This is a genomic window from Bacillus sp. KICET-1 (genome assembly GCF_027721405.1).
Taxonomy (GTDB): domain Bacteria; phylum Bacillota; class Bacilli; order Bacillales; family Bacillaceae; genus Bacillus; species Bacillus velezensis.
This window is the reverse complement of record NZ_CP113515.1, coordinates 3,634,066-3,657,860: the sequence shown is the minus strand read 5'-3', so window position 1 is coordinate 3,657,860 and position 23,795 is coordinate 3,634,066. Positions and strand designations below refer to the sequence as shown.

Sequence of the window (23,795 nt, the reverse complement as noted above, 5' to 3'; positions counted from 1 at the left end):
CAGCTTTCTTTTTTGATTAAACCTGATGCAGAAATGACACGCAGACCGGATACGGAACCGGAATGTCAGATTGGAGCAGAGTCAGTCTGCCCGTTTCGGAGTCGCGTTCAAACAAAACCAGATTTCCCGTTTCTTCGTTTGACGCGACAAGGAATGTCTCGGAAGGGTCAAACGCGAAATCACGCGGCCAGTTTCCTTCTGTCGGCACCCATTCAATCAGAGACAATTCACCGGAATATTGGTTGATCTTATAGATGGCGATGCTGTCATGTCCGCGGTTGGCGGCATAAAGAAATCTGCCGTCTTTAGATATGCGGATCGCGCTGCCTTGCGATTTGTCCGTAAAGCCTTCAGGCAAAGCGGAAATGACCTGCAGCTCTCTGAATTCACCTAAGGTCGGGTTGTATTCAAGCGCGATGACTTCATTACTGATTTCCGTCATGACATAGGCGTATTTTTCCGCCGGATGGAAAACGATGTGGCGCGGCCCTGAACCCGGTGTGAAAGAGTGAGTTTTCACCTCTGTGAGCGAACCGTTTTTCATTTGGTAAGTATAAAGCGTATCCGTCCCTAAATCGACGGCTGCAATGTAGTTATGCTCAGGTGTATAGCCTGCGAAATGGGTATGCGGTTTCTCTTGTCTTTCATGAGGACCTGTTCCCGTATGAGCGGCTTCGGCAGCCGGCTCCCGCAGACTTCCGTCCTTATTGACGGGAAAGGCGTGCACTTTTCCGCTGTGGTAATTAGCGGTTAACACATATTCATGTTTATTATCAATGCTGACGTGGCATGGAGACGGGCCTTCAATCAGCTGGTGGTTCACAAAAGTTAATTCCCCGCTGTTCTGATGAATCTGATAGGCTGCGACACCGCCTTTTCCGTCTGCCTTTTCAATGGAATACAGCATGCTGTTATCAGAATTCGGAGTGACGTATGTCGGGTTGCCGAGCTTTGCTGCCAGCTTCGGACGGCTGAGCCGTTTCGCTTCTGTATCAAGTTCAAAACAATAAATGCCTTCGCTTCCGCCTTTTGTATATGTTCCCGCGTATCCTATGTACTTAGCCATTCGGTTTCCCCCTTTAGAGTCTTGTCTTCTCTATATTAACGTATCTTGAAGGAAACTGCCTTGTAAATGTTTAAGATGTTCTGACAAGCGGCAAGGTACAGCAGCGGAAGGAACCGCCTGATTTAATAATTTCGGAAAACTCGGTTTCAATGACCGTATAACCTCTTTTTCTGAGCTCGCGGTTCGTATGACGGTGCTGCGGCAGGCTGATAATTGTCTGATTGCCGATTGACAGGATATTCGGGCCGAGCGTGAATTGCTCTTCTTCAGGCACTTCTATCATCTCAAAACGTTCGGCGAGAAGATCAATTTCTTTCTGCCGCAAGCCATTTTTGCAGTATAGCGCTTCCGTTTCCGAGATCATATTAAATACACAGTCCAAATGTAAGAAATCCTCCTTGAGAGGGATCGGCACAACCGTCATCTCCGGCAGCGCCTCCTGCAGCTCCCGGACAGCCGCTTTATCCGTGCGCTTGCTCAGCCCGGCGTAAACGGTGCCGTCTGCGATCAAGATGTCGCCGCCTTCAATGTTCGCTTTTTTCAGTCGCGTATAAGGGATTTTCTTATTGTCAAGCAGGTCTTGAAACACTTTTTCTTCTCCCTGCCGGACTGAAGCCGCCATGTTTGAAATAAACGCCGTCTCGCCTAATACAAATCCGATATCCCGGGTGAATACCTGCTCAGGCAATGCGGAATCGGCAGGCAGCAGGACGACTTCAATCTGATGAGATCTTAAAATGTCAATAAACTCACTATGCTGTTTGAGGGCAACGGGTATGTTAATATTTTCTTGTTTGAAATGTTTCTGCGTTCCGTTAATAATATCCTTGATGGCCATGTGTTCCGGCCGGCATAAGATGACTGTCTGCAAAGCATCAAATTCACTGCGGCAAGCCGGTTTCCGCGTGGATTTGGGAATAGATACGTCCATGTGATATCCTCCTATCGGTATTCAATGTGCGTTTATTATTCCCGGATGTGGTGAATAATGAAACATTTCTGAGAGAATATCTAACCAACTTAATATTTAAAATTTTAGACAAAACGGTCAAAGTATTGTTTAATAGGGTACAGATGAATGAGTCAAAACGACCAGACACCAAAGGGGAGTTTAAATAATATGAAGTTGCCAGAATCAAGATTTTGCAAAGAAACAAGGGTTGTTAAAACAAGCAGGGTTTTTCCGCTTGATACGAATAATCACAATACGCTGTTTGGCGGAAAGCTGATGAGCTACATTGATGATATCGCTTCAATTTCCGCGGCCCGCCACTGCCGGTGTGAAACAGTCACGGCTTCAATGGATTCTGTAGATTTTTTGCGCCCCATCGGCCAACAGGATTCCGTATGCCTTGAATCTTACGTCACATGGGTCGGCACATCGTCTATGGAGGTGTTTGTCAAAGTCATTAAAGAACATCTGATGACGGGCGAACGCGAGCTTGCGGCAACGTCGTTTCTGACCTTTGTCGCGCTTGATTCAAACGGGAAATCGGTACCCGTTCCGCGAATCGTGCCGGAAACCGAGGAAGAAGTCATGCTTCACAATACGGCCGTTCAGCGCGCCGGAGAACGAAAAAACCGCTTAAAACACAGCAAGGCCCTGGCCGAGGCGCTCGGAACAGATAAACCTTGGTAATCGTCAAACCGCTTTTTTAAAAAGCGGTTTTTTTATGCTGAGAAAGGACTTTTCCTGCTGGATCCATAATCTATTACAGGGAAAGGAGACGTGGCGTGCATGATGGAACATAAGTCTTCCGGCACCATCCTGACAACCGGGCGTATCCGTCTGCGGACTATGCGGGATGACGATGAAGAAAATTTGTACGGGCTGTTTACCGACAGAGAGGTCATGAAATATTATCCTTCTCTTAAAAGCAGACGGGAAACGAAGGAATGGATTGCCTGGAACAAACGATTGGCCGCAGGATACGGCGTCAGTCTTTGGATCGCAGAGGATAAAGAGACGGGCGCATTTCTCGGTCAATGCGGAATCGTTCCGCAGACGGTAAACGGAAACACTTTGATGGAAATCGGCTATATGTTTGCCCGCCGCCACTGGGGCTGCGGCTATGCGACAGAGGCGGCGAACGCCTGTCTGGACTACGGTTTTCATACGCAGCAATACGGACGCATAGCGGCGCTGATTGATCCGGAAAACGCTGCCTCCGTCCGTGTCGCGGAAAAAATCGGTATGGTGCCCGGTGAGACCGTTACCAAATGGGAGAGGCAGCTGACGGTTTTTGACATCACATCTGACGTTGAACGTTTCGGCGAAATGTAGTATGATACGAACAGACATGTTTTCTAGGGTTCCGCATGTTCATACATGGCCTGGTCCGAGAGAAAACACATATGCGGACATATCCCGCATATGCACACGGAGGGAAAAAAGCCCGGGAGAGTCAATCTCATGTGAGACGACTATCCGGGCTTTTTTGTATTGTCCGGATACAGAAAGGGTGAAGAACATGAAATGGGGTTTAGTGGTCATAGCGGCCGTATTTGAAGTGGTGTGGGTCACCGGCCTGAAACATGCTGATTCTGCACTGGCGTGGAGCGGCACGATTACGGGAATCATCATCAGTTTTTATCTATTAATCAAGGCGACAGACAGCCTGCCCGTAGGAACGGTATATGCGGTCTTTACCGGACTCGGGACAGCGGGCACGGTGCTCAGTGAAATCCTGCTTTTCAAAGAACAGGCCGATCCGGTGAAAATCGTGCTGATCGGCGTTTTGCTGATCGGTGTCATCGGATTAAAGCTGGTCACACAGGATAAGCCTGAGACGAAGGAGGAGAAGGCGTAATGCATTGGATCAGCCTGATAGCCGCGGGTCTTTGTGAAATGCTCGGGGTCATTTTAATGAATCAATTTCAAAAAGAAAAGAAAGTCAAGTGGATTCTTTTCATTATCGCCGGATTTGCGGCTTCTTTTTCCCTGCTTTCTTATGCGATGGAGACGATCGCGATGGGCACGGCCTATGCGATCTGGACCGGTATCGGCACAGCGGGCGGAGCATTAGCCGGCATTCTTTTCTACGGCGAGCAGAAGGATGCGAAGCGCATCTTTTTCATTGCGCTTATTTTATGCGCTGCCGTAGGGCTGAAAATTCTTTCGTAAATTGATTTTTATCAAATCTTCAGTATAATCTATTAGTAAGTTACGAATTATGAAGATACGAGGGATTAAAACAGATGAATTCATATATGACACAGCGGCTGAAAGAATACCGCCGCGGGAATGAGGAAAAAGGGCGCCTGCTTGTCAGCTGCCCCGACCAGCCGGGAATTGTATCGGCCGTGTCGGCGTTTTTGTTTGAACATGGCGCAAACATTATTGAATCAAATCAATACACGACTGACCCTGAAGGCGGACGGTTTTTTCTTAGGATCGAATTCGACTGCAAGGGCATTCGTGAGAAAAAAGAGGACTTACAGCAGGCGTTCGCCTCAATCGCCCAGACATTCGGCATGACATGGAGCCTGTCTCTGGCAAGTGAGCTGAAGCGAGTGGCGATCTTTGTATCGAAGGAGCTGCACTGCCTTCATGAACTGATTTGGGAGTGGCAAAGCGGCAATATGATGGCCGAAATTGCGGTCGTCATCAGCAACCACGAAGAGGCCAAAGAAGTGGTCGAACCGCTGAATATTCCGTTCCATTACATGAAAGCTAACAAAGACATCCGCGCCGAAGTGGAGCGGCGCCAGCTTGAGCTGCTGGAGCAGTATAAGATTGATGTGATCGTTCTTGCCCGCTACATGCAGATTTTGACGTCTGATTTTGTATCTGCCCATCCGAATCGGATTATTAACATCCACCATTCATTTCTGCCGGCCTTTATCGGCGCTAATCCGTATAAACGGGCTTATGAGCGCGGAGTGAAATTAATCGGCGCGACTTCTCACTATGTGACGGACGATCTTGACGAAGGGCCGATTGTTGAACAGGATATTGAACGCGTCGATCACAGAGATCACGCAGAGGATCTGAAGAATATCGGCAGAACGATTGAGCGGAGCGTGTTGGCAAGAGCCGTAAAATGGCATCTGGAAGACCGCGTCATCGTTCACGGAAACAAAACGATCGTATTTAATTAATGACGGTCCGCCGGGGAGGCGGACTGTTTTTTATGGACGAAAATGTCTTGACAAGAACCTGTTTTCTTTGCATAATATAAAAAAATCATTGAGCGTTGAAGAGGATCAGTACGCAGAACTTTCTGTGACAGAGAGCAAAATGGCCCGCTGAAACATTTTGCCGCATGAAACCTGCCGAACCTGCCTTGGAGTCCTGAGGGGAAAACTCAGGCGCGATAACCTGGCGTTACAGGAAAGCGGGACGCGTGAAAAACGCGTTCAAACAAGGTGGTACCACGGAAAGCCCATTTCGTCCTTATTTTTCAGGACGGAATGGGCTTTTTTTATTGACGAGAGCCGGTTTGGATTGATTGCCACGGAGGAGAAATGATGAAAAAACAAAGAATTGTTGTGAAAATCGGGAGCAGCTCGCTCACCAACAGTAATGGAAGTATTGATGAAGCAAAAATCAAGGAACATACGGAAGCCATTTCTTTATTAAAAGAAAACGGGCATGAAGTGATCCTCATTACCTCAGGCGCGGTGGCAGCGGGTTTTTCCGCTCTCGGCTATCCGTCGCGACCCGTTACGATAAAAGGAAAGCAGGCAGCTGCCGCAGTCGGCCAGACGCTTTTAATGCAGCAATATATGGACCATTTAAAAAGATACGGTCTGACGCCGGCACAAATTTTATTAACAAGAAATGATTTCTCAAAAAGAGAGCGGTACAGAAATGCCTATGCCACTGTAATGGAACTGTTGGAGCGGGGCGTCGTGCCGATTATTAATGAGAATGATTCCACATCAGTCGAAGAGCTGACGTTCGGTGATAACGACATGCTGTCGGCGCTTGTAAGCGGGTTGATTCATGCAGACCAATTAATGATTCTCACAGACATTAACGGGCTGTACGATGCCAATCCGAATGAAAACCCGGACGCAAAGCGGTTCGACTATCTGAATGACATCACACCAGAATTGCTCGGGTATGCCGGATCAGCAGGCTCAAAGGTCGGCACCGGAGGCATGAAGTCAAAACTTCTCGCCGCCCAGACCGCTTTGTCGCTCGGGGTGAAGGTGTTTATCGGAACCGGCTCCGGACGGGAAAAACTGATGGGAATTTTAGACGGAAAAGGCGACGGCACTTATATCGGCGATAAAGACCTGTCCTCAGTGAATAATACACGGCAATGGATCATGTTTCATTCTTCGATATCAGGGGAAATCATCATTGATGGGGGAGCGGAGCAGGCGATGATCCATAACGGGTCAAGTCTCCTCCCGGCCGGTGTCGCCGGTGTCTGCGGCAGTTTTCCGAAAGGGGCCGTAGTGGAAGTCAGAGGGCCCGGCGGCATTATCGGCAAAGGGCAGACGCAGTACTCATCCGATGAAATTTTAGAAGCCAAAGGGAAGCGGAGCGACCAGCTTTCAGGAACGAAGCAGGTGGAAGTGATTCACAGAGATGATTGGGTGAATTTAATTGACGAGGGGGAACACAAATGAGTGAAGTATTGCAAAAAGCAGCCTTGGCAAAAGAAGCGGCTGCCGAAATGGTCATGAAAACGACGGCTGAAAAAAACGAAGCGCTCCAATGTATTGCAGACGGACTCAGAAATGAACGCCGGCTGATTTTAACAGAGAATCAGAAAGATATTGAAGCGGGACGGAACAGAGGACTGACACCTGACATTATTGACAGGCTGACTCTTGATGAAAAACGCCTGCTCGATATCGCGGACGCCGTGGAACTATTAATCGGTCTTGAAGATCCCGTCGGTGAATCGCTGGAGACCATTCAAAAAGAAAATGGATTATCCATTGAAAAAATCCGCGTGCCCCTTGGAGTAGTGGGCATGATCTATGAGGCCAGACCGAACGTTACCGTAGACGCGGCGACACTCTGCCTGAAAACCGGAAACGCGGTTGTGCTCAGAGGAAGTTCTTCCGCCATCCACAGCAACATAGCGCTTGTCAGTGTGATGAAACGCGCACTGGGGCTGTCAAAGCTTCCGATTGATGCTGTTCAGCTCATAGAAGATACAAGCAAAGAAACCGCCAAACAGCTCTTTACATTAAATGACGGGCTGGATGTATTGATCCCGCGCGGCGGTAAAAATTTAATTGATCTTGTGGTCAGGGAATCAACCGTACCCGTTTTAGAAACCGGAGCGGGCAATTGCCACGTGTACATAGATGAGTCAGCAGATCCTCAAATGGCAAGCGAGGTCGTCATCAATGCCAAAACACAGCGTCCTTCGGTCTGCAACGCGATTGAATCTCTTTTGATTCATGAAAAATGGGCCGAAGAACACGGACGAAAGCTGCTGAATCAGCTGACAGAAAAAGGGGTGGAGCTCCGGGGAGACCAGGTGATTTGCAGACTGGAGCCTCAAGCGAAACAAGCAGAAGAAGCCGATTGGGGAGCGGAGTACCTGGCGCCGATTCTCAGTGTGAAAACGGTGCAGGACGTACAGGAGGCGGTCCGCCACATTCAGCAGTACGGCACAAACCATTCAGAAGCCATTCTGACGGAGAACGCCGAGCATGCGGCTTACTTCCAGACCGCCGTTGACGCCGCCGCCGTGTATCATAATGCTTCAACCCGGTTTACGGACGGTTTTGAATTCGGATACGGAGCCGAAATCGGCATCAGCACGCAAAAGCTTCACGCGAGAGGGCCAATGGGGCTTCCGGCGTTAACATCTACAAAAATCATCATCAAAGGAAACGGACAAATCCGCGTATAATCTTTTAAGCTTATCCTTCAAAAAGGGTAGGCTTTTTTATGCGGAAAGATTGACGGTTTCTATTATATTGTGTAATATTAAATTGTGCACAATATAATAGAGGTGAATTCACATGACAAAACCATTATTTACTGCAACCGTATCAGCCGCCGGCGGACGTGAAGGGAAAGTCACGTCTTCTGACGGAGTGCTGAATCTTGATGTTGCCATGCCGGGAACGCCAAGAGCAAAAAAGCTCGAACATGCCACAAACCCTGAGCAGCTGTTTGCCGCAGGATATTCAGCCTGCTTTGACAGCGCTCTTCAGCTCGTAGCAAGAAAAGAGCGTCTGAGTATTGAAACAGAGGTCACTGCGCATGTCAGTCTGCTGAAAGATGAAGCAGACCAAGGATATAAACTAGGCGTTACGCTTGAGGTCAAAGCATCCGGCATTGATAAACAGGAGCTTGAAGCCCTTATTCAAAAAGCGCACGGTGTCTGCCCGTATTCAAAAGCGACAGCGGGAAATATTGAAGTGAAGCTTCTGGCAGCAGAATAAAAATAAGGATGCCCATTTGGGGCATCCTTATTTTTTGCCGTGCAGCGTATTCAAAACCTCATAAAGCGACTGCTTTAACTGCTTTAATTCCTCTTTTGACCGTCCCGTCTGTTCCAGCATGGCAATGGGGATATCCGCCGCTGTTTTCTGCAAGGCCCGTCCTTCATCTGTGAGCCTGATCGTCACGGATCGCTCGTCTTCAGCCGACCGCTTTCTTATGATGATTCCGTGCTGCTCCATCCGTTTCAGCATCGGTGTCAGCGTTCCGGAATCCAGGTACAAAAGCTCACCCATCCGTTTCACATTCAGTTCTTCGTGCTCCCATAATAAAAGCAGCGCCAAATACTGGGGATAAGTTACGTTGAGCTTATCAAGCAGCGGTTTGTACCGTTTCGTCATTTCCCTTGAGCTTGCGTACAGCAAAAAACAAAGCTGATTCTCCAGTTTCATATGTTCAAAATCTTTTTCTGCCATTACTTCTTTCACCAACTCTTTGTTTGTTAACGTTACCCCTATTGTAGCCGAAAAACGGTCCATTTCCTATTCCTCATGTTTAAAAATATGAGCAGGGGCAATATATACAGTAAGTACAATGAGGAGGCTGATAATAATGGCATTATTTACTTCAAAAGCGACCGCAGTCGGCGGACGAGCAGGACATATTAAATCCGAAGACGGGGTGCTGGATTTTGACATCATCATGCCGAATGCAAAAAAAGACGGAGAAACCGGCACAAACCCTGAACAGCTCTTTGCGGCAGGGTATGCTGCCTGCTTCGGGGGAGCGCTTGAGCTCGCCGCCCAAAAACAAAAAATCGACATGACCTCTGAAATTGAAGGACAGGTCAGCCTTTTAAAAGATGAGAGTGACGGAGGTTACAAAATCGGCGTAACGCTCGTCATTGATACAAAAGATCTTGATAAAGAAACGGCGGAGAAGCTGGTGCACGCCGCTCACGAGTTCTGTCCGTATTCAAAAGCAACAAGAGGAAATGTAGACGTCAAACTTGAATTAAAATAAATCAACGAACGAATATCCCGGATTTTATATCCGGGATATTTTATTAACGAAAACATCAGTAATGATCTCTTCTCTCCCGGAATAAGAATACGATATAGCACTTTTGCATAATGACACCAAGAGAAAAGAGGGAGAAATCGATGTCTCTTCCAAACATACCGAACATCACCCCCGACATTACACTCTCCAGATGTGAGACCCTGAACCTCCTTCTTTCATCCGTGGCTATGGAAGAAATCGGACTATCCCATATTCTGCAGGCGGAAGCGGAAAGGATTCAAATGTTTCTCGGCGCTTCCGGCGATCCCTCCTTGGAGGAATTGTCATCAATCAATAGAAGCACTGAACGGCTCCTGCGCACCGTCATGAAATCACAACTCCTTTTGCAGACGAAGCTTGAGGACATTATCTTCTTACAGGATTCTGAAGCCTGTATGGACCCGGACGATCCAAGCAATCCGAGTAATCCGGGCGATCCTGATGACCCGTGGAATCCGGACGACCCAAGTAATCCGAGTGATCCGGGCGATCCTGATGACCCGTGGAATCCGGACGATCCCAGTGATCCGGAAGATCCATGCGACCCGTGCTTTCCGAATCCGCATCCTGAAGATCCGTGTGACGGCCTGTTTTACGGCCGCATTGGCTGCTGTGAGTGCGGGGATTGTGAGGACTGCGGTTGGAAGAAAAAAGGCGGGGAGCGTTCATAAAAAAAGAGACGGGTGAAGCATATGCCGTATCCAAGCATCTCAAAAGCGAAACAGACATCTTTTGAAGCCATGCATTGCCTCACGATTGCGCTGTTAAATATATTATCTGTGACCGTGGATAAAAGAAGGGATTCAGATTACAAAGAAGAAATCAGGCTGTTCTCCGCATTGTGCCGCTGGCAGATGGAAACTGGCGGCCGTCTGTTTTTAATGGTCAGCCTGGAAGAAGAGCAGAAGCAGATGTATGAGCGGCACTTTCATGAAATGAAGACAGTGACGGAACGAACGAAAAAATTCATTTTTGAAAGCCCGCGCGAATTCCGGGCGCATCCCATTACGAAGCGGGCTGTCAGGCAGCTTCAGGAATGGGATGCAGAATCAACTGCCGAACCTGCCGTCAGATGGGTGCGGCCTGTCATCATAACGATGAACGGCACTCCTGAACGGCCTTGGTTCAATCAACAACTCCAAAATCGGGAAAGGTGAGAAAATGAGCGGAAATGCTGAATGTAAACTGACTCTTTGCATGATTGTGAAAAACGAGGAGAGATACATCTCCCGTTGTTTATCAAGTGTACAAGACATCGTTGATGAGATCGTCATCGCAGACACCGGATCACAAGATAATACAAAAGATATCTGCAAAAGCTTTCAGGCAAGAGTGTTTGATTTCGAATGGGAGAATGATTTCGCAAAGGCCAGAAATTACGCCCTGCAGCATGCCGAAGGAGATTGGATTTTAATGCTTGACGCGGATGAAGAGCTCGATCAGGAGACGGGCCGTTTTTTAACTTCGCTGCTTCATGATGGATTACCGAGCCGGGGCCTTTTGAAAATCATCAATTATACGGGGAAGCAGCTCGATGAAAACGAAGCGTTTGAAAGCATGCAGCCGAGACTGTTCCGCAATCATAAAGGCCTTCTGTATCAAGGCAGAATTCACGAGAATATCTCGGCTTCCAATGAGGAAGAAAACAATGCTTTTTTCACGCTCCCATGTGTGATTCATCACTACGGCTACTTGGAGCAGGAAGAAAAGATCAAGCAAAAACATAAACGGAATATCAGCATTTTAAATGAAGAGCTTTCAGAGGAAAATCCTGATCCGTGGCTTGTCTATCATTTGGCAAGTGAATGCTACAGAATAAAAGACTATGAAAAAGCATTACATCTTGTCAACGGCTCAATTTTTCAATTTTTAAGCGAAAAACGAATGCCTCCGTCTCTCCTGTATTATTTGAAATATACAATATTGCTTGAGCTCAAACGGTATGAAGAAGCCGAACAAGGGATTGAAAAAGTGCTCAAGCTATATCCTGATTACAGCAATCTTCATTATTATAAAGGCCTTGTATTATATCATTTGGAAAAGTACAGAGCGGCAATCAAAGCATTTGAAAACGGAACGCAGGTTGAAGGAGAAAACGCTGATCACTTAATTTTAAAAGGTGCCGCCGATTTCAGAGCTTTTTATTATATGGCAAAATGCCATGCTGAATTAAACCATGATATGACGGCCATCGCTTACGCCAAAAAATCCGTGAAGTTCAATCCTCAATTTAAACCCGCGCAAGAGCTTCTGTCTCAATTAAAAAAGGATCAGCGGACAAACGCCTGATCCTTTTTTTTGCATGTTTCATTAAGATAATCGAATAATGTTTAAAGCTGCACCGACGCTTCCTCCAAGCAATGTGGCCGCACCCAATAATCCGAACAGCTGAAGCTGGATGGTGCTGCCTGCTGGCAAAGTCACAATAAAGGAGTTATTAAAGTTTGCCAAAGACGCGACCGGGGCGATAATCGAACTTGCAGGAGGAGTGCCGTTGATTAAAATACGCGAACTTACAAGCAAGCCGGCCGTTAAATTAATATGGTAGGAGATATAGTAACGTCCCGCCGGAGCAACGGTGAATACGGTATTTGCGGCATTAACCGTTATATCCGCAGAAAGGTTTTGTTCATTCGGTAAAGAAATGGTCGTGCCGCCGACAATAACTGCGACAACACCGCCGCCCGTATTGCTTGCATAGCCGGAAGTTGCTGTCAGACTTGTTCCGGTGATTCCGGTCGGTCCGGTGCCGCCAGTAGCGCCGGTGCTTCCAGTCGGTCCGGTAACGCCAGTAGCGCCGGTGATTCCGGTCGGTCCGGTGCCGCCAGTAGCGCCGGTGATTCCGGTCGGTCCGGTAACGCCAGTAGCGCCGGTGATTCCGGTCGGTCCGGTGCCGCCAGTAGCGCCGGTGATTCCGGTCGGTCCGGTGCCGCCAGTAGCGCCGGTGATTCCGGTCGGTCCGGTGTCGCCAGTAGCGCCGGTGATTCCGGTCGGTCCGGTGTCGCCAGTAGCGCCGGTAATTCCAGTCGGTCCGGTGCCGCCAGTAGCGCCGGTAATTCCAGTCGGTCCGGTGCCGCCAGTAGCGCCGGTGATTCCGGTCGGTCCGGTGCCGCCAGTAGCGCCGGTGCTTCCAGTCGGTCCGGTGCCGCCAGTAGCGCCGGTAATTCCAGTCGGTCCGGTTTCGCCAATAGCGCCGGTGATTCCGGTCGGTCCAGTAACGCCAGTAGCGCCGGTGATTCCGGTCGGTCCGGTAACGCCAGTAGCGCCGGTGATTCCGGTCGGTCCGGTGCCGCCAGTAGCGCCGGTGATTCCGGTCGGTCCGGTGCCGCCAGTAGCGCCGGTAAATCCGGTCGGTCCGGTGCCGCCAGTAGCGCCGGTGATTCCCGCCGCAGCTAAAAGTGTATAGTCAGCTGAGGCTCCAGGGGTTCCCGCCGGGCTGTTTACGTTTGCGACGTAAGAGCTGCCGTTGAAAGTAACTGGCTGTCCGGCGGTATAGGCAGCGGCGGCGAGGGGATCAAACGGTACGATGCCTTGCAGTCCGGCGCCCGTGACCCCTGTCGGCCCGGTCGGCCCCGCGGCGGCAAGCAGTGTATAATCCGGCGATGTCCCGGGAATGCCTGAAGGGTTATTGATATTTACGACATAAGAAGCACCCTCATACAATACAACCTGCCCCGCTGTATAAAAAGGCGCAGCAGCGGGATCAAAAGCTGTCAATCCTGTCAATCCGGCTCCTGTAGCGCCTGTTGGTCCGATCGGCCCGGTTGATCCTGCGGCAGCTAAAAGCGTATAATCGGCAGACGTATCCGGAATCCCTGCCGGCGAAGGTGTGTTCACGACATAGGAGCTTCCGTTATACAATACAACCTGTCCGGGTGTATAAGTGGGAGCAATCAGCGGATTAAAAGCAACAATCCCTTGAAGACCCGCACCGGTGACCCCCGTCGGCCCGGTCGGTCCGGTTGGCCCTGTCGCTCCGGCCGGGCCGATTGCTCCCGTAGGTCCTGCGGGCCCTCCGGCTGGTCCCGTCGGCCCCGTAGCACCAGTCGGTCCCGCCAGTGTAGGGATATTTGAGATACTGTCCAATTTTGAACCGAGAAGAAGCTCCTGTTTCATTAAGCTGTCAAGCGTATCCCGGACGCTCTCATTCAGGTTCAGAATATCCGCAAGACTTGACGGGGGCCCTGTTAATCCGGGAATCGTTCCGAGCGCGTATTGGATTTTTTCCCCTTCCGCATTCAGAATATGTGCCATTCCCAGCTCTTCCATAGCAATTGACGAAAGAAGAAGGTTAATGGTATCGTCTCTGGAAAGTGTAACGACAGGGGTGATATTAGGCAAATTAGGCTGTGACACAATGTCCCTCCTTATGAGTTGGCTGAAAATCATTTTATTACGAACAAAGTTCCCCGAAATAAGCGTAAGCAGTACTGTATCAGTATATTCACTGACTCTGTCCAAGTTTCTGAACGAATTCCCTTCATTAAATTCATCATATATGAAGGAAATACTTTAAATATAGAGAAAATACATCGCACAGCATTCGCAAATCGGTCAAAATGACAGCGGGACATGTGATCGTCTATAAAGCGATGGCTACATATCTTGAGCGTTTCCTGCAAAAACTCTCTTTTTCATTTCAAGTTTTCTGTATAAAAGGGCGAGAAGCATGGATGGTATCGTACAAACAATCATTCCGATAAAGGCATACCGGGGTTCAATTTCATATAAAAAACCTCCGAAAATAGTAAATACCGCAGTGCTCCAGCTGAGAGCAAGCGCTGAATATATGCCTTGGGCTTTCGGGATTTGCGCCGGTGAAATATTCTTAATTAAGTATTTCATAAATGCATAGTGTCCCATCGCGAATGAACAGGCATGCAGCGTCTGCGCAATACAGAAAATGATGACATGCGGAAAGGCAAATACGAGTATCCAGCGTACGGTAGCACCAAGCGCCGCCAGGGCGAGCAAAGAGCCTGCCGTAAATTGATGAAAGTATCGGTCAGCGATTGCAAAGAAGATAATCTCCGCGATAACGGCGATGTTGATGATGATTCCGATGGCATATGCGGGCGCATCGATTTCCTGCAAAAAGAGATAACCGTAATTGTAGTAAGATGCATGTGCCGCCTGCAGTAAGATAACGATTGCGAGCACCAGACCGAAATATTTGATGCGGAATAAGGCAAACATACCCTCTTTTCTTGCGCGGTCTGTTTCCGGCCGTTTTGAAAGAACAGCTGGCGCATGCATAAAGCTGAGACATGCGAATATCAGGGTGCCTAAAAGCAGTGCCCATAAAATCGCTTGATCTCCGAATATACCTGTAAAGACGGACAGGATGACGCCGGCTGAAACAAAACCCGCGGACCCCCACTGGCGGCTTGTCCCATAAGCCTTTAATTCGTTATGCTGTACAAGGACGCCGCAAGCGCTGTCTAAAGCAGGCATTAAAGCAGGGTAGAACACATGCAGCACTAATGTGACAAGAAGCAGGCTTTGAAAAGAATCAGCGGGAATATAACATAAAAGTGCGAGAAGCGTCCCGATTCTGGCGCCGTTTAATAAGGCTTTGCTGCTGAATTTTCCTGATAAATAAGGGAAGAAAAATAATGTGGAAATCCCTCTTGCCGCCAAGCCCAGGCTCATAATGAAACTGGCTTCGGATACGGAAACCCCTTTTATATGCACCATCCATCCCGTCCAATAGGGCAGAAAAACACCCCATGTCATAAAAAAACTAAAAAAATGCAGACTCATCCAGCGATATGCTTTCATTCCCGTTCCTCCTTTAATTGGCATGTTATCATGTAAAGACATAAAGACAATATGAGATATCTCATATTTTTGGGGTGGACGATGGAATTTTATAAAGGCGAGAAAAAGCGGCATCAGTTAGAAAAACACTCAATCGCGCATTTATTCTCTTTCCCCGCTGAAAAGTTTATGGAAGTGCACGAATATGAGCGGGACGAATGGATGATTCAAGAGGGCAGGAGGCCTGACTTCCTGTTTTACGTGATTGAAGGAAAAGCGAAAATATATGTAACCCATCAAAACGGGAAAGTTTCTTTAATTAATTTTATCAACAAAAATGATTACATCGGAGAGATGGAACTATTACATGAAGTGTATTACACAAAAGGAATTCAAGCCTCAGCGAAGACTGTTTGTTTTGCTCTGCCTATTTACCGCTGCCGCGCGCAATTGCTGCAGGATGCGAAATTCCTGCGTGAGTTGGCTAAGTTTTTAAGTGCTAAGGCAACGCTTATGGCTTCGAAATATTCACAAAGTCTGGCGTTCCCGCTTGAAAACCGGCTTGCTGATTTTATTTTGCAGACGGCTTATGAAGGGGTTTATAAAGAGAAGCACGTAACGGTCTGTGATTATTTGGGTGTATCTTACCGTCATCTCTTGCATGTGCTGACGCAATTCTGCCAAAAAGGGTATTTGCAAAAAGAAGGGCGGGGCTATCAAATGAAGCAGCATGATTCATTATATGAACTTGCAGAAGCGCTGAAGAATAAGTAGCACGCCCAGAAAAAACAGCCACCCGCGATTTGCGGATGGCTGTTTTCATTATACAAGCTGAGCTTGTTTTTTTCGTGCCTGTTTCGCGGCGTCGACCATATTTTTTAATGCCGCAACGGTTTCTTCCTGCTGTCTTGTTTTCAGTCCGCAGTCCGGGTTTACCCAGAAGCGGTCAGTCGGACACACTTCAAGTGCGTCATCAATAATTTGATAGATTTCTTCAGTTGCCGGCACACGCGGGCTGTGAATGTCGTATACACCGAGTCCGAGGCCTTTCACGTAAGGATGTTCTTTCAGGTACTCTAAAAATCCTCCGTGGCTTCTGCTGTGTTCGATTGTAATGACATCCGCGTCAAGATCATTGATCGTATCTACGATATCTTCAAAGTTGCTGTAACACATATGCGTATGAATCTGTGTCTCGTTTCGCACAGAAGATGTCGTTAACCGGAATGCTTCTGCGGCCCAAGTTAAATATTCATCCCAATCCTGCGTTTTTAACGGCAGTCCTTCGCGGAGCGCGGGTTCATCCACTTGGATAATCTGAATACCGGCATCTTCAAGCGCTTTTACTTCTTTTCTGAGGGCAAGCCCGATCTGGAAGGCGATTTCTTTTCTTGAAATATCCACACGCGGGAATGACCAGTTTAAGATGGTGACAGGTCCCGTCAGCATGCCTTTCATGTGTTTTTCAGTCAGCGATTGGGCGTAGACAGTATCTTTTACCGTCATCGGTTCGATAAATTCGACATCTCCGAAAATGACAGGCGGACGTACGCAGCGTGAACCGTAAGACTGCACCCATGCATATTTCGTAAAGGCGAATCCGGCCAGTTTTTCACCGAAGTATTCGACCATATCCGTCCGCTCAAATTCTCCGTGAACGAGCACGTCTAAGCCGATTTCTTCCTGAATGTCAACCCAGCGCTTCGTTTCCGCATTAATAAAGGCTTGGTACTGTTCATCCGTCCAATCTTTTTTCCGCCATTTTTGCCGTGCGCTCCGCACCTCGGCAGATTGAGGGAAGCTTCCGATTGTCGTCGTCGGCAGAAGGGGAAGACCGAGTGATTCATTCTGCAGCGCCAATCGTTCTTCAAAGCTTGCCGGACGGGAGAAGTCTTTTTCCGTCAGCTGATTCAGCTCTTCTTTTTGAGCTGAGTTCGCTCCTGTTGCGAATGCTTTTAAAGCCTTAAGTGCCGCTTTTGATTCTTCGATCTGCTCACTGACGGCCGCTTTGCCGGACAGAAGCCCTTCTTTTAAGACGCCGAGTTCCGCCAGTTTTTCTTTAGCATATGACAGGCCGTTCAGCAAATCCTTTTCAAGATGCTCGTCAGGGTGTTTCGCCACCGGCACGTGCAGAAGGCTGCTTGAAGGCTGAATCCATAACTCCTCAACATCAGCGTGGCTGAGGATATCCAAAGCCGCATCAAGGCGTTCTTCAACATCAATTTTCCAAATGTTCCGGCCGTCGACCACACCGGCTGCCAGCACTTTATCTTTCGGGAAGCCGTGCTTTTTCAATTGCTCAAGGTTTCTGCCTTTATCATGCACGAAATCAAGTCCAATTCCCTGTACAGGATAAGAAACGAGTTCTTCATATGCATCAACCGAATCGAAGTATGTCTGCAGGAGGACATTCAGTCCTGAAAGCTCTTTTGTGATCGCTTCATAGAGGTCTTTGGCGGCGCGGACGTCTTCAGAAGAAGCTGTCACAAGGGCCGGCTCATCAATCTGAACCCATTTGACGCCTTCTGCTTCAAGTTCTTTCAGCAGCTGCACATAAAGAGGAACAAGGCGTTTTTGAATCGCTTTCGCTTCTGATTCTTCGTATCCTTTCGCAAGCGTGACGAATGTATACGGACCGACGATGACAGGTTTCGTTTCCGCTCCGAATTCTTCTTTGATCCGGCGGTAGTCGTCAAGCTGTTTGTTTCTCGTCAGACGGAATTCAATGCTTTCGTCATATTCAGGAACGATGTAATGGTAGTTGGTATTGAACCATTTCGTCATTTCACTGGAAACGGCGTCTTTTACACCGCGGGCAATCGCAAAGTATGTATCAACGGGATCCGTGATGCTGCGGAATCTTTCCGGAATCCAGTTAAAGCTGACGGCGGTATCAAGCACATGGTCATAATGAGTGAAATCAGAGACCGGCACGATATCGATATGTTGGTCAAGCTGGGTTTTGACAGCTGATAAGAATAAGCCGTCAAGCTCTTTAAGAAACGTTTCTTTATCAGTGTTTCCTTTCCAATAAGCCTCAAGCGCTTTTTTCCATTCTCTGTTCAAGCCGATTCTCGGAAAACCGAGGTTCGAAGTTTTGATTGTTGTCATTAAGTCTCCTCCTTTAAGTGAGATGTAACAAAAAAGCCCCTTTCTCATGAGAGAAAGAGGCTTTAACTTCAAAATGTAAGCCTCTCTCATCTCTCAGATCACGTCTGATGGAATTAGCACCGTGCCTTATGAGACAGTCGTCTCGGCGCAAAAATCACGCGCCCCATTTCACAATGGAATTACGGTCGGTTGCTGTTGGGGTCAAAAGGCCAATCCCTCGCCCAACTCTCGATAAGAGAAAGTATTTCAATTTTTTTGAAAAGTTACATCATTTGTTGGTTATCTTATCAGCTTATTCAGATCACTGTCAATAGAAAATCTCACATTTTAAAAATTGGTGATGTGACAAGCTGACCATTCATTATATGAGAAAAATATCAGAAAGACAGCAGCTGTGCCTGTTCGGCTCTTTCCATCAGCACTTCAGGCGCGTCTAAATACAGAAACCCGTTCCCGGCCAATGTTTTGGCGATGTCCAAAGGAAGGGTCCGCCGCACGAGCTGGGCGTAGACTTCAGCCTCAGAAAGCGTCCGCTGAAACGCGTCCTGTTCAAGCCCTTTTATTAAGGCAAGCGCTCCGCTCACATGCGGGGCGGCCATTGAAGTGCCCGTCAGCTTCCCGTATTTATGGTTGGGAAGGGTGGAGAGAATATTTTCTCCCGGAGCCACCAGGTCAATCTCTTTATTGGCGTTTGAAAATTCAGACGATTTACGGGCGATTGAGACTGATCCGACTGCGATCACTTCGTTGTAAGCGGCCGGATACGACAGTTCCTCTGTACGCTCGTCTCCGTCGCCTTCGTTTCCTGCCGCGCAAACGACCAGAACACCGCTTTTTACCGCATTTGCGACGGCTTCTTTCAATTCAGGCACATCGCTTGGCCCGCCGAGTGACATGGAAATGATATCGGCCTTTTGTTCAACGGCGTAGTTGATGCCGTTAATGATCCATTCGTATTTGCCGCTGCCGTTTTGACCGCCGAGAACTTTAACAATTAAGAGGCTTGCTTCCGGCGCGACACCCGAAATTCCGCCGTTTGAATCATTGGCGGCAATCGTTCCGGAAACGTGTGTCCCGTGTCCGTTATAATCGGAAATCGCGTCTTCTTTGCCTCCGTCATCATCGGTGAAGTTTTTCCCGCCGACAATCCGATCTTTCAAATCAGGATGATTGATGTCGCAGCCTGTGTCAAGCACCGCGATTTTAATATCCTTGCCTTTAAACCCTTTTGCCCACAACTCTGGCGCCTTAATCACTTTAATACCCTCTGGAAGCTCGTTCACATCCATGATCTGTTCATCCGTGACATAAGGAATCAAATGCATTTCACCATTCATAAAAAAGCCCTCCTTTTTTATGCTTGCGAGTGGATACAAGGGTGTTGCTACTATTTTATGGCAGAGCATGCCGGCCGGAAAGAGTCATTTGAAGCATTTTCATAAAAAAGGCGTAATCTATTGCACTAAAAAATTTCAAATAAATGGATAGTTTAACAGCTTTTATTTTCATTCATGACCCGCTGACGCTATAATTGGAAATGGGAAAGGAGAAGAGATATGAAGATAAATGAAGCATTATACGACTATTTTACAGAACAAGCGGATCAAATTGCGAAAGAGTGGATCGAAACGATGGAAGATTCGGACCCGAATTCGATTTATTCTTTGACAAACCCCGTCATCACAGAAGAACTGACGGAGCAGGATAAAGAATTTTACCGGCATATTAATAAAATGTATATCATGCCGGAAAAAGAATTTTTAGAAGAGTTCGAGCGGTGGGTGATTGAGCTTGCGAAAGACCAGAAGCATCTGGATACTCCCGTCCAGTATGTGGTCCGTGAATTCATGAGAAACCGGAGATTATACATCACTTATTATGATGCGTTTGCCGATAAACATGAATCTTCGTTTGCACAGGGAGAAAGGAAGAAATGGGAGAATTTAATTGTACGAGTATTTGATTTTACGATTTACACGTTTGTCGATCATGCCGAGCATAACTCGAAAATGCAGCTGAACGCGCAAAGAGAAATGATTTTGGAGTTAAGCTCGCCGGTTATCACGCTGAGCAAACGGACGGCGCTGCTGCCGCTTGTCGGCGATATTGACACGGAGCGCGCCAAATTCATTCTTGAAAATACGCTGAGCACATGTGCCAAACGGCTGATTGAACATCTGTTTATTGACCTGTCGGGTGTAGTGGTTGTCGATACGATGGTGGCGCATCAGATTTTTAAATTAATTGAGGCGCTGAAATTGATCGGCGTCACGTCCACTTTATCCGGAATCAGGCCGGAAATCGCTCAAACCGCCGTACAGCTCGGCATTAATTTCTCAGATATTACGATCAAGTCCAATCTCGCTCAGGCTCTCAATTATCACCAATAACATACATAACAAAACAGGCTGCCGAATCACTCCGGCGGCCTGTTTTTATACAAACAACAATGAAATGAGCCAGCTTGCGCCGAATAACAGAAGCACGAGCAGGAAAAAGCACCAGTCGGCGCGGCGCACGGTAACAGTTCTGTAAAACGTGCGGTTTCGGCTCCCCGTAAAGCCTTTAGATTCCATCGCGATCGCCGTGCGTTCCGCCTTTCTGATTGCGCCTGCCAATAGCGGAATGGTGAAGCGCCTGACGGCGGAGAGCTTTCCTTTCAGCCCGGAATCAGACGCCGCGCCCCTGATTCTGTGCGCCTGCCGGATGATCAGGATTTCATCTTTCAGAAGAGGGAGAAACCGGAACCCCGCGATAACGCCGTATGCAAGCTTGGGCGGCAGCTTACACTGCTGAATCAGACTGAGCATGAACAGAATCGGATCGGTTGTGAAAAGAAACATCATCGACAAAGCGGAAAAACATAAAATACGAAACGCGATAGAAATCCCGAGCGCCGCGTTATCACTGTTGACGGCAATCGGCCCGAGCTTAAACAGCAGGTTGCTTCCGGTTGTCGGGACGTTTCCGAATACGGCGGCTGTCCATAAAGAACCGAAGGCCAGAATGACAAACGGAATCGTGAACAGCAGCCATTTTTTCAGCGGCACACGCCCCGCCGAGAGGACGCCTCCCGCAATGATGATATAAAACAAAGCAGGGGTGTACGGATTATAAATAAACGACAGCATAATGACGCATAACAATACAGCCGCCGCCTTTATTGACGGGTTAACAGCCTCCAGCCGCAAGTTCATTTCTCCGCCTCCTGTCGTGTTTCATCCATTCATACCGCAGCGGCAAAGCCAAATGCGCCTGCTCGGCGATCCCGGTGTTATCAGAAAATAAAGCGTCGGGAGTTCCCCGGAATACCAGTTTCGTGCCGCAGAGCACAAGGATCGTGTCGGCATAATCTGAGACGAGTTCCATATCGTGTGTCACCATCAAAACAGCCGTTCCTTCCTTTTGAATCTCACGGAGCATTTGCATACACTCCCGCGCCGTTTTGGCATCCTGTCCGAAAGTCGGTTCATCAAGCATCAAAACGTTCACATTGTGCATAAGCATTGTCGCGACACTGAGCCGGCGTTTTTGTCCTTGGCTTAAAGAAAACGGATGCTGTGAGGCATGGCGTCTCAGGCCGAATCGGGTTAACAGCTGAAGAGCTTTCTCCTTTGCGGGTCTGCTGCTTTCAAAACCGAACATCAGCTCTTGAATGACAGAATCTGTGACAAATTGGTGTTCAGGATTTTGGAAAACATATCCGGTCAGCCGCCGCAGCTCTTTTTCAGAATAGGAATCAATCGGTCTGCCGTCTATTTTGATGTCTCCGCCCAGCGGACGGATGAGCTTGGCCGCGGCAGAAAGGAGCGTGGATTTTCCTGTTCCGTTAGGGCCGGCAATCGCGGTGATTGAACCTTTTTTTACGGAAAAGCTCACATCCTGAAAAATGACGTCTGCTCCTCTTGAGAATGACAGCTCGTGAACGCTCAGCGCGTCTTCTGCCGAAAGCGCGGCGGGCCGGGGTTCGGGCAGAGATGGTATAGGTTCGTGAAACAGATTTTCTTTACACAATGTAAAAGGAATGCTGACGTGCTCCTGCAATGAGATCACACGCGGAATCGGAATGCCGAGCTGCATCAGCTCTTCAATCTTTGTTTCAAAGATAACGTCCGTCTCTCCGTCCATCACCTTCTGACCCGTTTCGTCAAGGACAATCGTCCTGTCCATCCACGGCGCCCAATGATCAAGCTGATGTTCGATAACGAGAAGGCCGAAGCCTTTTTTTGCTTGTAGATCTTTGATCAGCCGCACTAATTCACGTGCGGAATATGGATCAAGCTGTGCCGTCGGTTCGTCCAAAATAATGAGTTCCGGTTCCATCGCAATGATACAGGCAAGCGCCACTTTTTGTTTTGAACCGCCTGACAGCGAAGCGATCGTTCGCGTTTTCAGATGAGTGATCTCTAATTTTTCTAAAACGTCATCGATGATTGCGTCCATATCTTCTTTTGTATATTGCAAATTTTCCAAGCCGAAGGCGATTTCATCTTCAACCGTCAGCATGCAAAACTGCTGGTCCGGATCTTGAAACACGACGCCGATGGACCTGGCGGCGGGTTCTGTCAGATGTGAAAGAGGTGTTCCGTATAAAGAAACGGTTCCCGATTGAACCCCATCACATGCTTCCGGGTACAGACCGTTTAAACAGAGAGCGAGCGAGCTTTTGCCGCATCCGCTCGGCCCGAGCAATAAAGCCCGCTCTCCTTTGCGGAGCTGAAAGGACACGTTTTGAAGAATCGGCTTTTCATCCTGATCATAAGAAAAGGTAAGACAGCCGGCCGATAGAAGGGGCTCAGATGCCTGCATCTTGGTTCACCTGTTTCTTTTTCTTCTTGAATTGTTTTCCGAGCGCCATGCCGTTCAGCACCCCTGTGTAAGCCAGCGCATCACTGATTGCTTTGCCGAGAAGGCCGGCAAGAAGCGCACCTGAGATCAGACGGACAAGAAGCATGACGGCTAATAAACCCGGATTCAAAACAGAGTATCCGGAAACGAACAAGTCATAAATGAAGCTCGTCACAGAAGACCCCATACCGGATAAAAGAAGCACGGGCAGGGTATAAATCCGCCAGCGTGTCGCAAAAAAGACCGCTTCCGCACCGATTCCCTGTGCGATCCCGATCAGAATCACCATCGGTCCTGACGGATTTCCGAGTAAGCACTCCACAAACGCGGCGATGATTTCAGAAACAAGAGCCGCTCCCGGTTTTTGAATAATGTACGCGGCAATTACCGAGACGATAAACCAGATACCGTAAATCGGTTCGTAGCTCATCCGGCCGAAAAACCCTGCCGCTATATTGCTTGCATGAGTTGATACTAAATAAATGACAGCAAATACAACACTGATGACGGACATGACGACAATTTCTCTCATTTTCCAATTTTTCATTGTGATCTCCTGCTTTCTTATCGGATAGTCGTATGTAT

24 protein-coding genes, 2 riboswitches and 1 other annotated feature are annotated in these 23,795 nt (G+C 48.2%); of the genes, 14 read left to right on the top strand and 10 right to left on the bottom strand.

Translation table 11 applies throughout. The annotated features are described in order from the left end of the window. Window positions 1-16 precede the first annotated feature (16 nt). Window positions 17-1,066, bottom strand: a complete 1,050-nt coding sequence (locus OVA33_RS18215; RefSeq protein ID WP_071181727.1) for a lactonase family protein — start codon at window positions 1,064-1,066, stop codon at window positions 17-19. 70 nt (window positions 1,067-1,136) lie between these two features. Continuing rightward, window positions 1,137-1,997 carry a dimethylarginine dimethylaminohydrolase family protein gene (locus OVA33_RS18210; protein WP_025649646.1) on the bottom strand — a complete coding sequence of 287 codons (861 nt, stop codon included), beginning with the start codon at window positions 1,995-1,997 and terminating at the stop codon, window positions 1,137-1,139. A 189-nt stretch (window positions 1,998-2,186) separates the two neighbouring features. Between OVA33_RS18210 and OVA33_RS18205 the strand changes: the two genes are divergently transcribed. The 8 genes from OVA33_RS18205 to OVA33_RS18170 all read left to right on the top strand — a co-directional run bounded on the left by OVA33_RS18205 (window position 2,187) and on the right by OVA33_RS18170 (window position 8,431). Then, a complete protein-coding gene (locus tag OVA33_RS18205) occupies window positions 2,187-2,705 on the top strand; it encodes an acyl-CoA thioesterase (RefSeq protein WP_021493808.1) in 519 nt (172 codons plus the stop codon). Window positions 2,706-2,804: 99 nt separating this feature from the next. Further along, window positions 2,805-3,350: a GNAT family N-acetyltransferase gene (locus OVA33_RS18200; RefSeq protein ID WP_017417624.1), complete on the top strand. Its 546-nt coding sequence runs from the start codon at window positions 2,805-2,807 to the stop codon at window positions 3,348-3,350. A gap of 12 nt (window positions 3,351-3,362) precedes the next feature. After that, window positions 3,363-3,471, top strand: a riboswitch (guanidine-I (ykkC/yxkD leader). Window positions 3,472-3,537: 66 nt separating this feature from the next. Next, window positions 3,538-3,876 (top strand): DMT family transporter, encoded by a 339-nt coding sequence (locus OVA33_RS18195; protein ID WP_007407236.1) that lies wholly within the window; start codon window positions 3,538-3,540, stop codon window positions 3,874-3,876. After that, window positions 3,876-4,190 (top strand): DMT family transporter, encoded by a 315-nt coding sequence (locus tag OVA33_RS18190; RefSeq protein WP_007407235.1) that lies wholly within the window; start codon window positions 3,876-3,878, stop codon window positions 4,188-4,190. The genes OVA33_RS18195 and OVA33_RS18190 overlap by 1 nt, the downstream gene beginning before the upstream one ends. A 74-nt stretch (window positions 4,191-4,264) precedes the next feature. Beyond that, window positions 4,265-5,167 carry a formyltetrahydrofolate deformylase gene (purU, locus tag OVA33_RS18185; protein WP_025649648.1) on the top strand — a complete coding sequence of 301 codons (903 nt, stop codon included), beginning with the start codon at window positions 4,265-4,267 and terminating at the stop codon, window positions 5,165-5,167. 86 nt (window positions 5,168-5,253) lie between these two features. Next, window positions 5,254-5,467, top strand: a binding site (T-box leader). Window positions 5,468-5,536: 69 nt separating this feature from the next. Then, window positions 5,537-6,649: a glutamate 5-kinase gene (gene proB / locus OVA33_RS18180; protein ID WP_128974199.1), complete on the top strand. Its 1,113-nt coding sequence runs from the start codon at window positions 5,537-5,539 to the stop codon at window positions 6,647-6,649. Next, complete coding sequence (gene proA / locus OVA33_RS18175) at window positions 6,646-7,893, top strand: glutamate-5-semialdehyde dehydrogenase (RefSeq protein ID WP_012117384.1); 1,248 nt, start codon at window positions 6,646-6,648, stop codon at window positions 7,891-7,893. Before proB ends, proA begins: the two co-directional genes overlap by 4 nt. Before the next feature lie 112 nt (window positions 7,894-8,005). Beyond that, on the top strand, window positions 8,006-8,431 hold the full coding sequence (locus OVA33_RS18170; protein WP_007610880.1) for an organic hydroperoxide resistance protein: 426 nt from the start codon (window positions 8,006-8,008) through the stop codon (window positions 8,429-8,431). A gap of 27 nt (window positions 8,432-8,458) precedes the next feature. On the opposite strand, the gene OVA33_RS18165 is transcribed toward OVA33_RS18170, so the two are convergent. After that, on the bottom strand, window positions 8,459-8,968 hold the full coding sequence (locus OVA33_RS18165; RefSeq protein ID WP_025649650.1) for a MarR family winged helix-turn-helix transcriptional regulator: 510 nt from the start codon (window positions 8,966-8,968) through the stop codon (window positions 8,459-8,461). Window positions 8,969-9,041: 73 nt separating this feature from the next. On the opposite strand from OVA33_RS18165, the gene OVA33_RS18160 reads away from it, so the two are divergent. The 4 genes from OVA33_RS18160 to OVA33_RS18145 all read left to right on the top strand — a co-directional run bounded on the left by OVA33_RS18160 (window position 9,042) and on the right by OVA33_RS18145 (window position 11,780). Next, the gene (locus OVA33_RS18160; RefSeq protein WP_003154758.1) at window positions 9,042-9,452 is read left to right on the top strand and encodes an organic hydroperoxide resistance protein OhrB; all 411 of its coding nucleotides are present in this window, start codon (window positions 9,042-9,044) and stop codon (window positions 9,450-9,452) included. Between the two features lie 140 nt (window positions 9,453-9,592). After that, the gene (locus OVA33_RS18155; protein ID WP_014417549.1) at window positions 9,593-10,162 is read left to right on the top strand and encodes an alpha-helical endospore appendage domain-containing protein; all 570 of its coding nucleotides are present in this window, start codon (window positions 9,593-9,595) and stop codon (window positions 10,160-10,162) included. 21 nt (window positions 10,163-10,183) lie between these two features. After that, window positions 10,184-10,648, top strand: coding sequence for a hypothetical protein (locus OVA33_RS18150; protein WP_017417627.1), 465 nt, complete (start codon window positions 10,184-10,186; stop codon window positions 10,646-10,648). 4 nt (window positions 10,649-10,652) lie between these two features. Further along, window positions 10,653-11,780: a glycosyltransferase gene (locus OVA33_RS18145; protein WP_025649651.1), complete on the top strand. Its 1,128-nt coding sequence runs from the start codon at window positions 10,653-10,655 to the stop codon at window positions 11,778-11,780. Window positions 11,781-11,801: 21 nt separating this feature from the next. Here OVA33_RS18145 and OVA33_RS18140 read toward each other — a convergent pair whose 3' ends face one another. Both OVA33_RS18140 and OVA33_RS18135 read right to left on the bottom strand, forming a co-directional pair. Further along, window positions 11,802-13,847, bottom strand: a complete 2,046-nt coding sequence (locus OVA33_RS18140) for a BclA C-terminal domain-containing protein (RefSeq protein ID WP_117363988.1) — start codon at window positions 13,845-13,847, stop codon at window positions 11,802-11,804. A 240-nt stretch (window positions 13,848-14,087) separates the two neighbouring features. Then, entirely contained in the window at window positions 14,088-15,272 is a 1,185-nt protein-coding gene (locus OVA33_RS18135) for an MFS transporter (protein WP_014417553.1), read from the bottom strand. Window positions 15,273-15,353: 81 nt separating this feature from the next. Here OVA33_RS18135 and yeiL point away from each other — a divergent pair, with 81 nt between their 5' ends. Continuing rightward, a complete protein-coding gene (yeiL, locus tag OVA33_RS18130) occupies window positions 15,354-16,025 on the top strand; it encodes a transcriptional regulator YeiL (protein WP_063636598.1) in 672 nt (223 codons plus the stop codon). 48 nt (window positions 16,026-16,073) lie between these two features. On the opposite strand, the gene metE is transcribed toward yeiL, so the two are convergent. Together metE and OVA33_RS18120 are read right to left on the bottom strand one after the other, a co-directional pair. Further along, a complete protein-coding gene (gene metE / locus OVA33_RS18125) occupies window positions 16,074-18,362 on the bottom strand; it encodes a 5-methyltetrahydropteroyltriglutamate--homocysteine S-methyltransferase (protein WP_017417632.1) in 2,289 nt (762 codons plus the stop codon). Window positions 18,363-18,445: 83 nt separating this feature from the next. Further along, window positions 18,446-18,600: riboswitch (SAM riboswitch) on the bottom strand. A gap of 139 nt (window positions 18,601-18,739) precedes the next feature. Further along, window positions 18,740-19,699, bottom strand: coding sequence for a S8 family peptidase (locus OVA33_RS18120; protein ID WP_014417556.1), 960 nt, complete (start codon window positions 19,697-19,699; stop codon window positions 18,740-18,742). Window positions 19,700-19,918: 219 nt separating this feature from the next. Here OVA33_RS18120 and OVA33_RS18115 point away from each other — a divergent pair, with 219 nt between their 5' ends. Continuing rightward, window positions 19,919-20,752 (top strand): STAS domain-containing protein, encoded by an 834-nt coding sequence (locus OVA33_RS18115; protein ID WP_017417633.1) that lies wholly within the window; start codon window positions 19,919-19,921, stop codon window positions 20,750-20,752. A 45-nt stretch (window positions 20,753-20,797) separates the two neighbouring features. Here OVA33_RS18115 and OVA33_RS18110 read toward each other — a convergent pair whose 3' ends face one another. Genes OVA33_RS18110 through OVA33_RS18100 form a run of 3 tightly spaced genes read right to left on the bottom strand, consistent with a single transcriptional unit; the run spans window position 20,798 to window position 23,757 of the window. Next, the gene (locus OVA33_RS18110; protein WP_053285014.1) at window positions 20,798-21,559 is read right to left on the bottom strand and encodes an energy-coupling factor transporter transmembrane component T family protein; all 762 of its coding nucleotides are present in this window, start codon (window positions 21,557-21,559) and stop codon (window positions 20,798-20,800) included. Further along, a complete protein-coding gene (locus OVA33_RS18105) occupies window positions 21,534-23,171 on the bottom strand; it encodes an ABC transporter ATP-binding protein (protein ID WP_017417635.1) in 1,638 nt (545 codons plus the stop codon). The genes OVA33_RS18110 and OVA33_RS18105 overlap by 26 nt, the downstream gene beginning before the upstream one ends. After that, window positions 23,158-23,757, bottom strand: a complete 600-nt coding sequence (locus OVA33_RS18100) for an ECF transporter S component (RefSeq protein ID WP_014417560.1) — start codon at window positions 23,755-23,757, stop codon at window positions 23,158-23,160. Before OVA33_RS18100 ends, OVA33_RS18105 begins: the two co-directional genes overlap by 14 nt. Window positions 23,758-23,795: the final 38 nt, after the last annotated feature.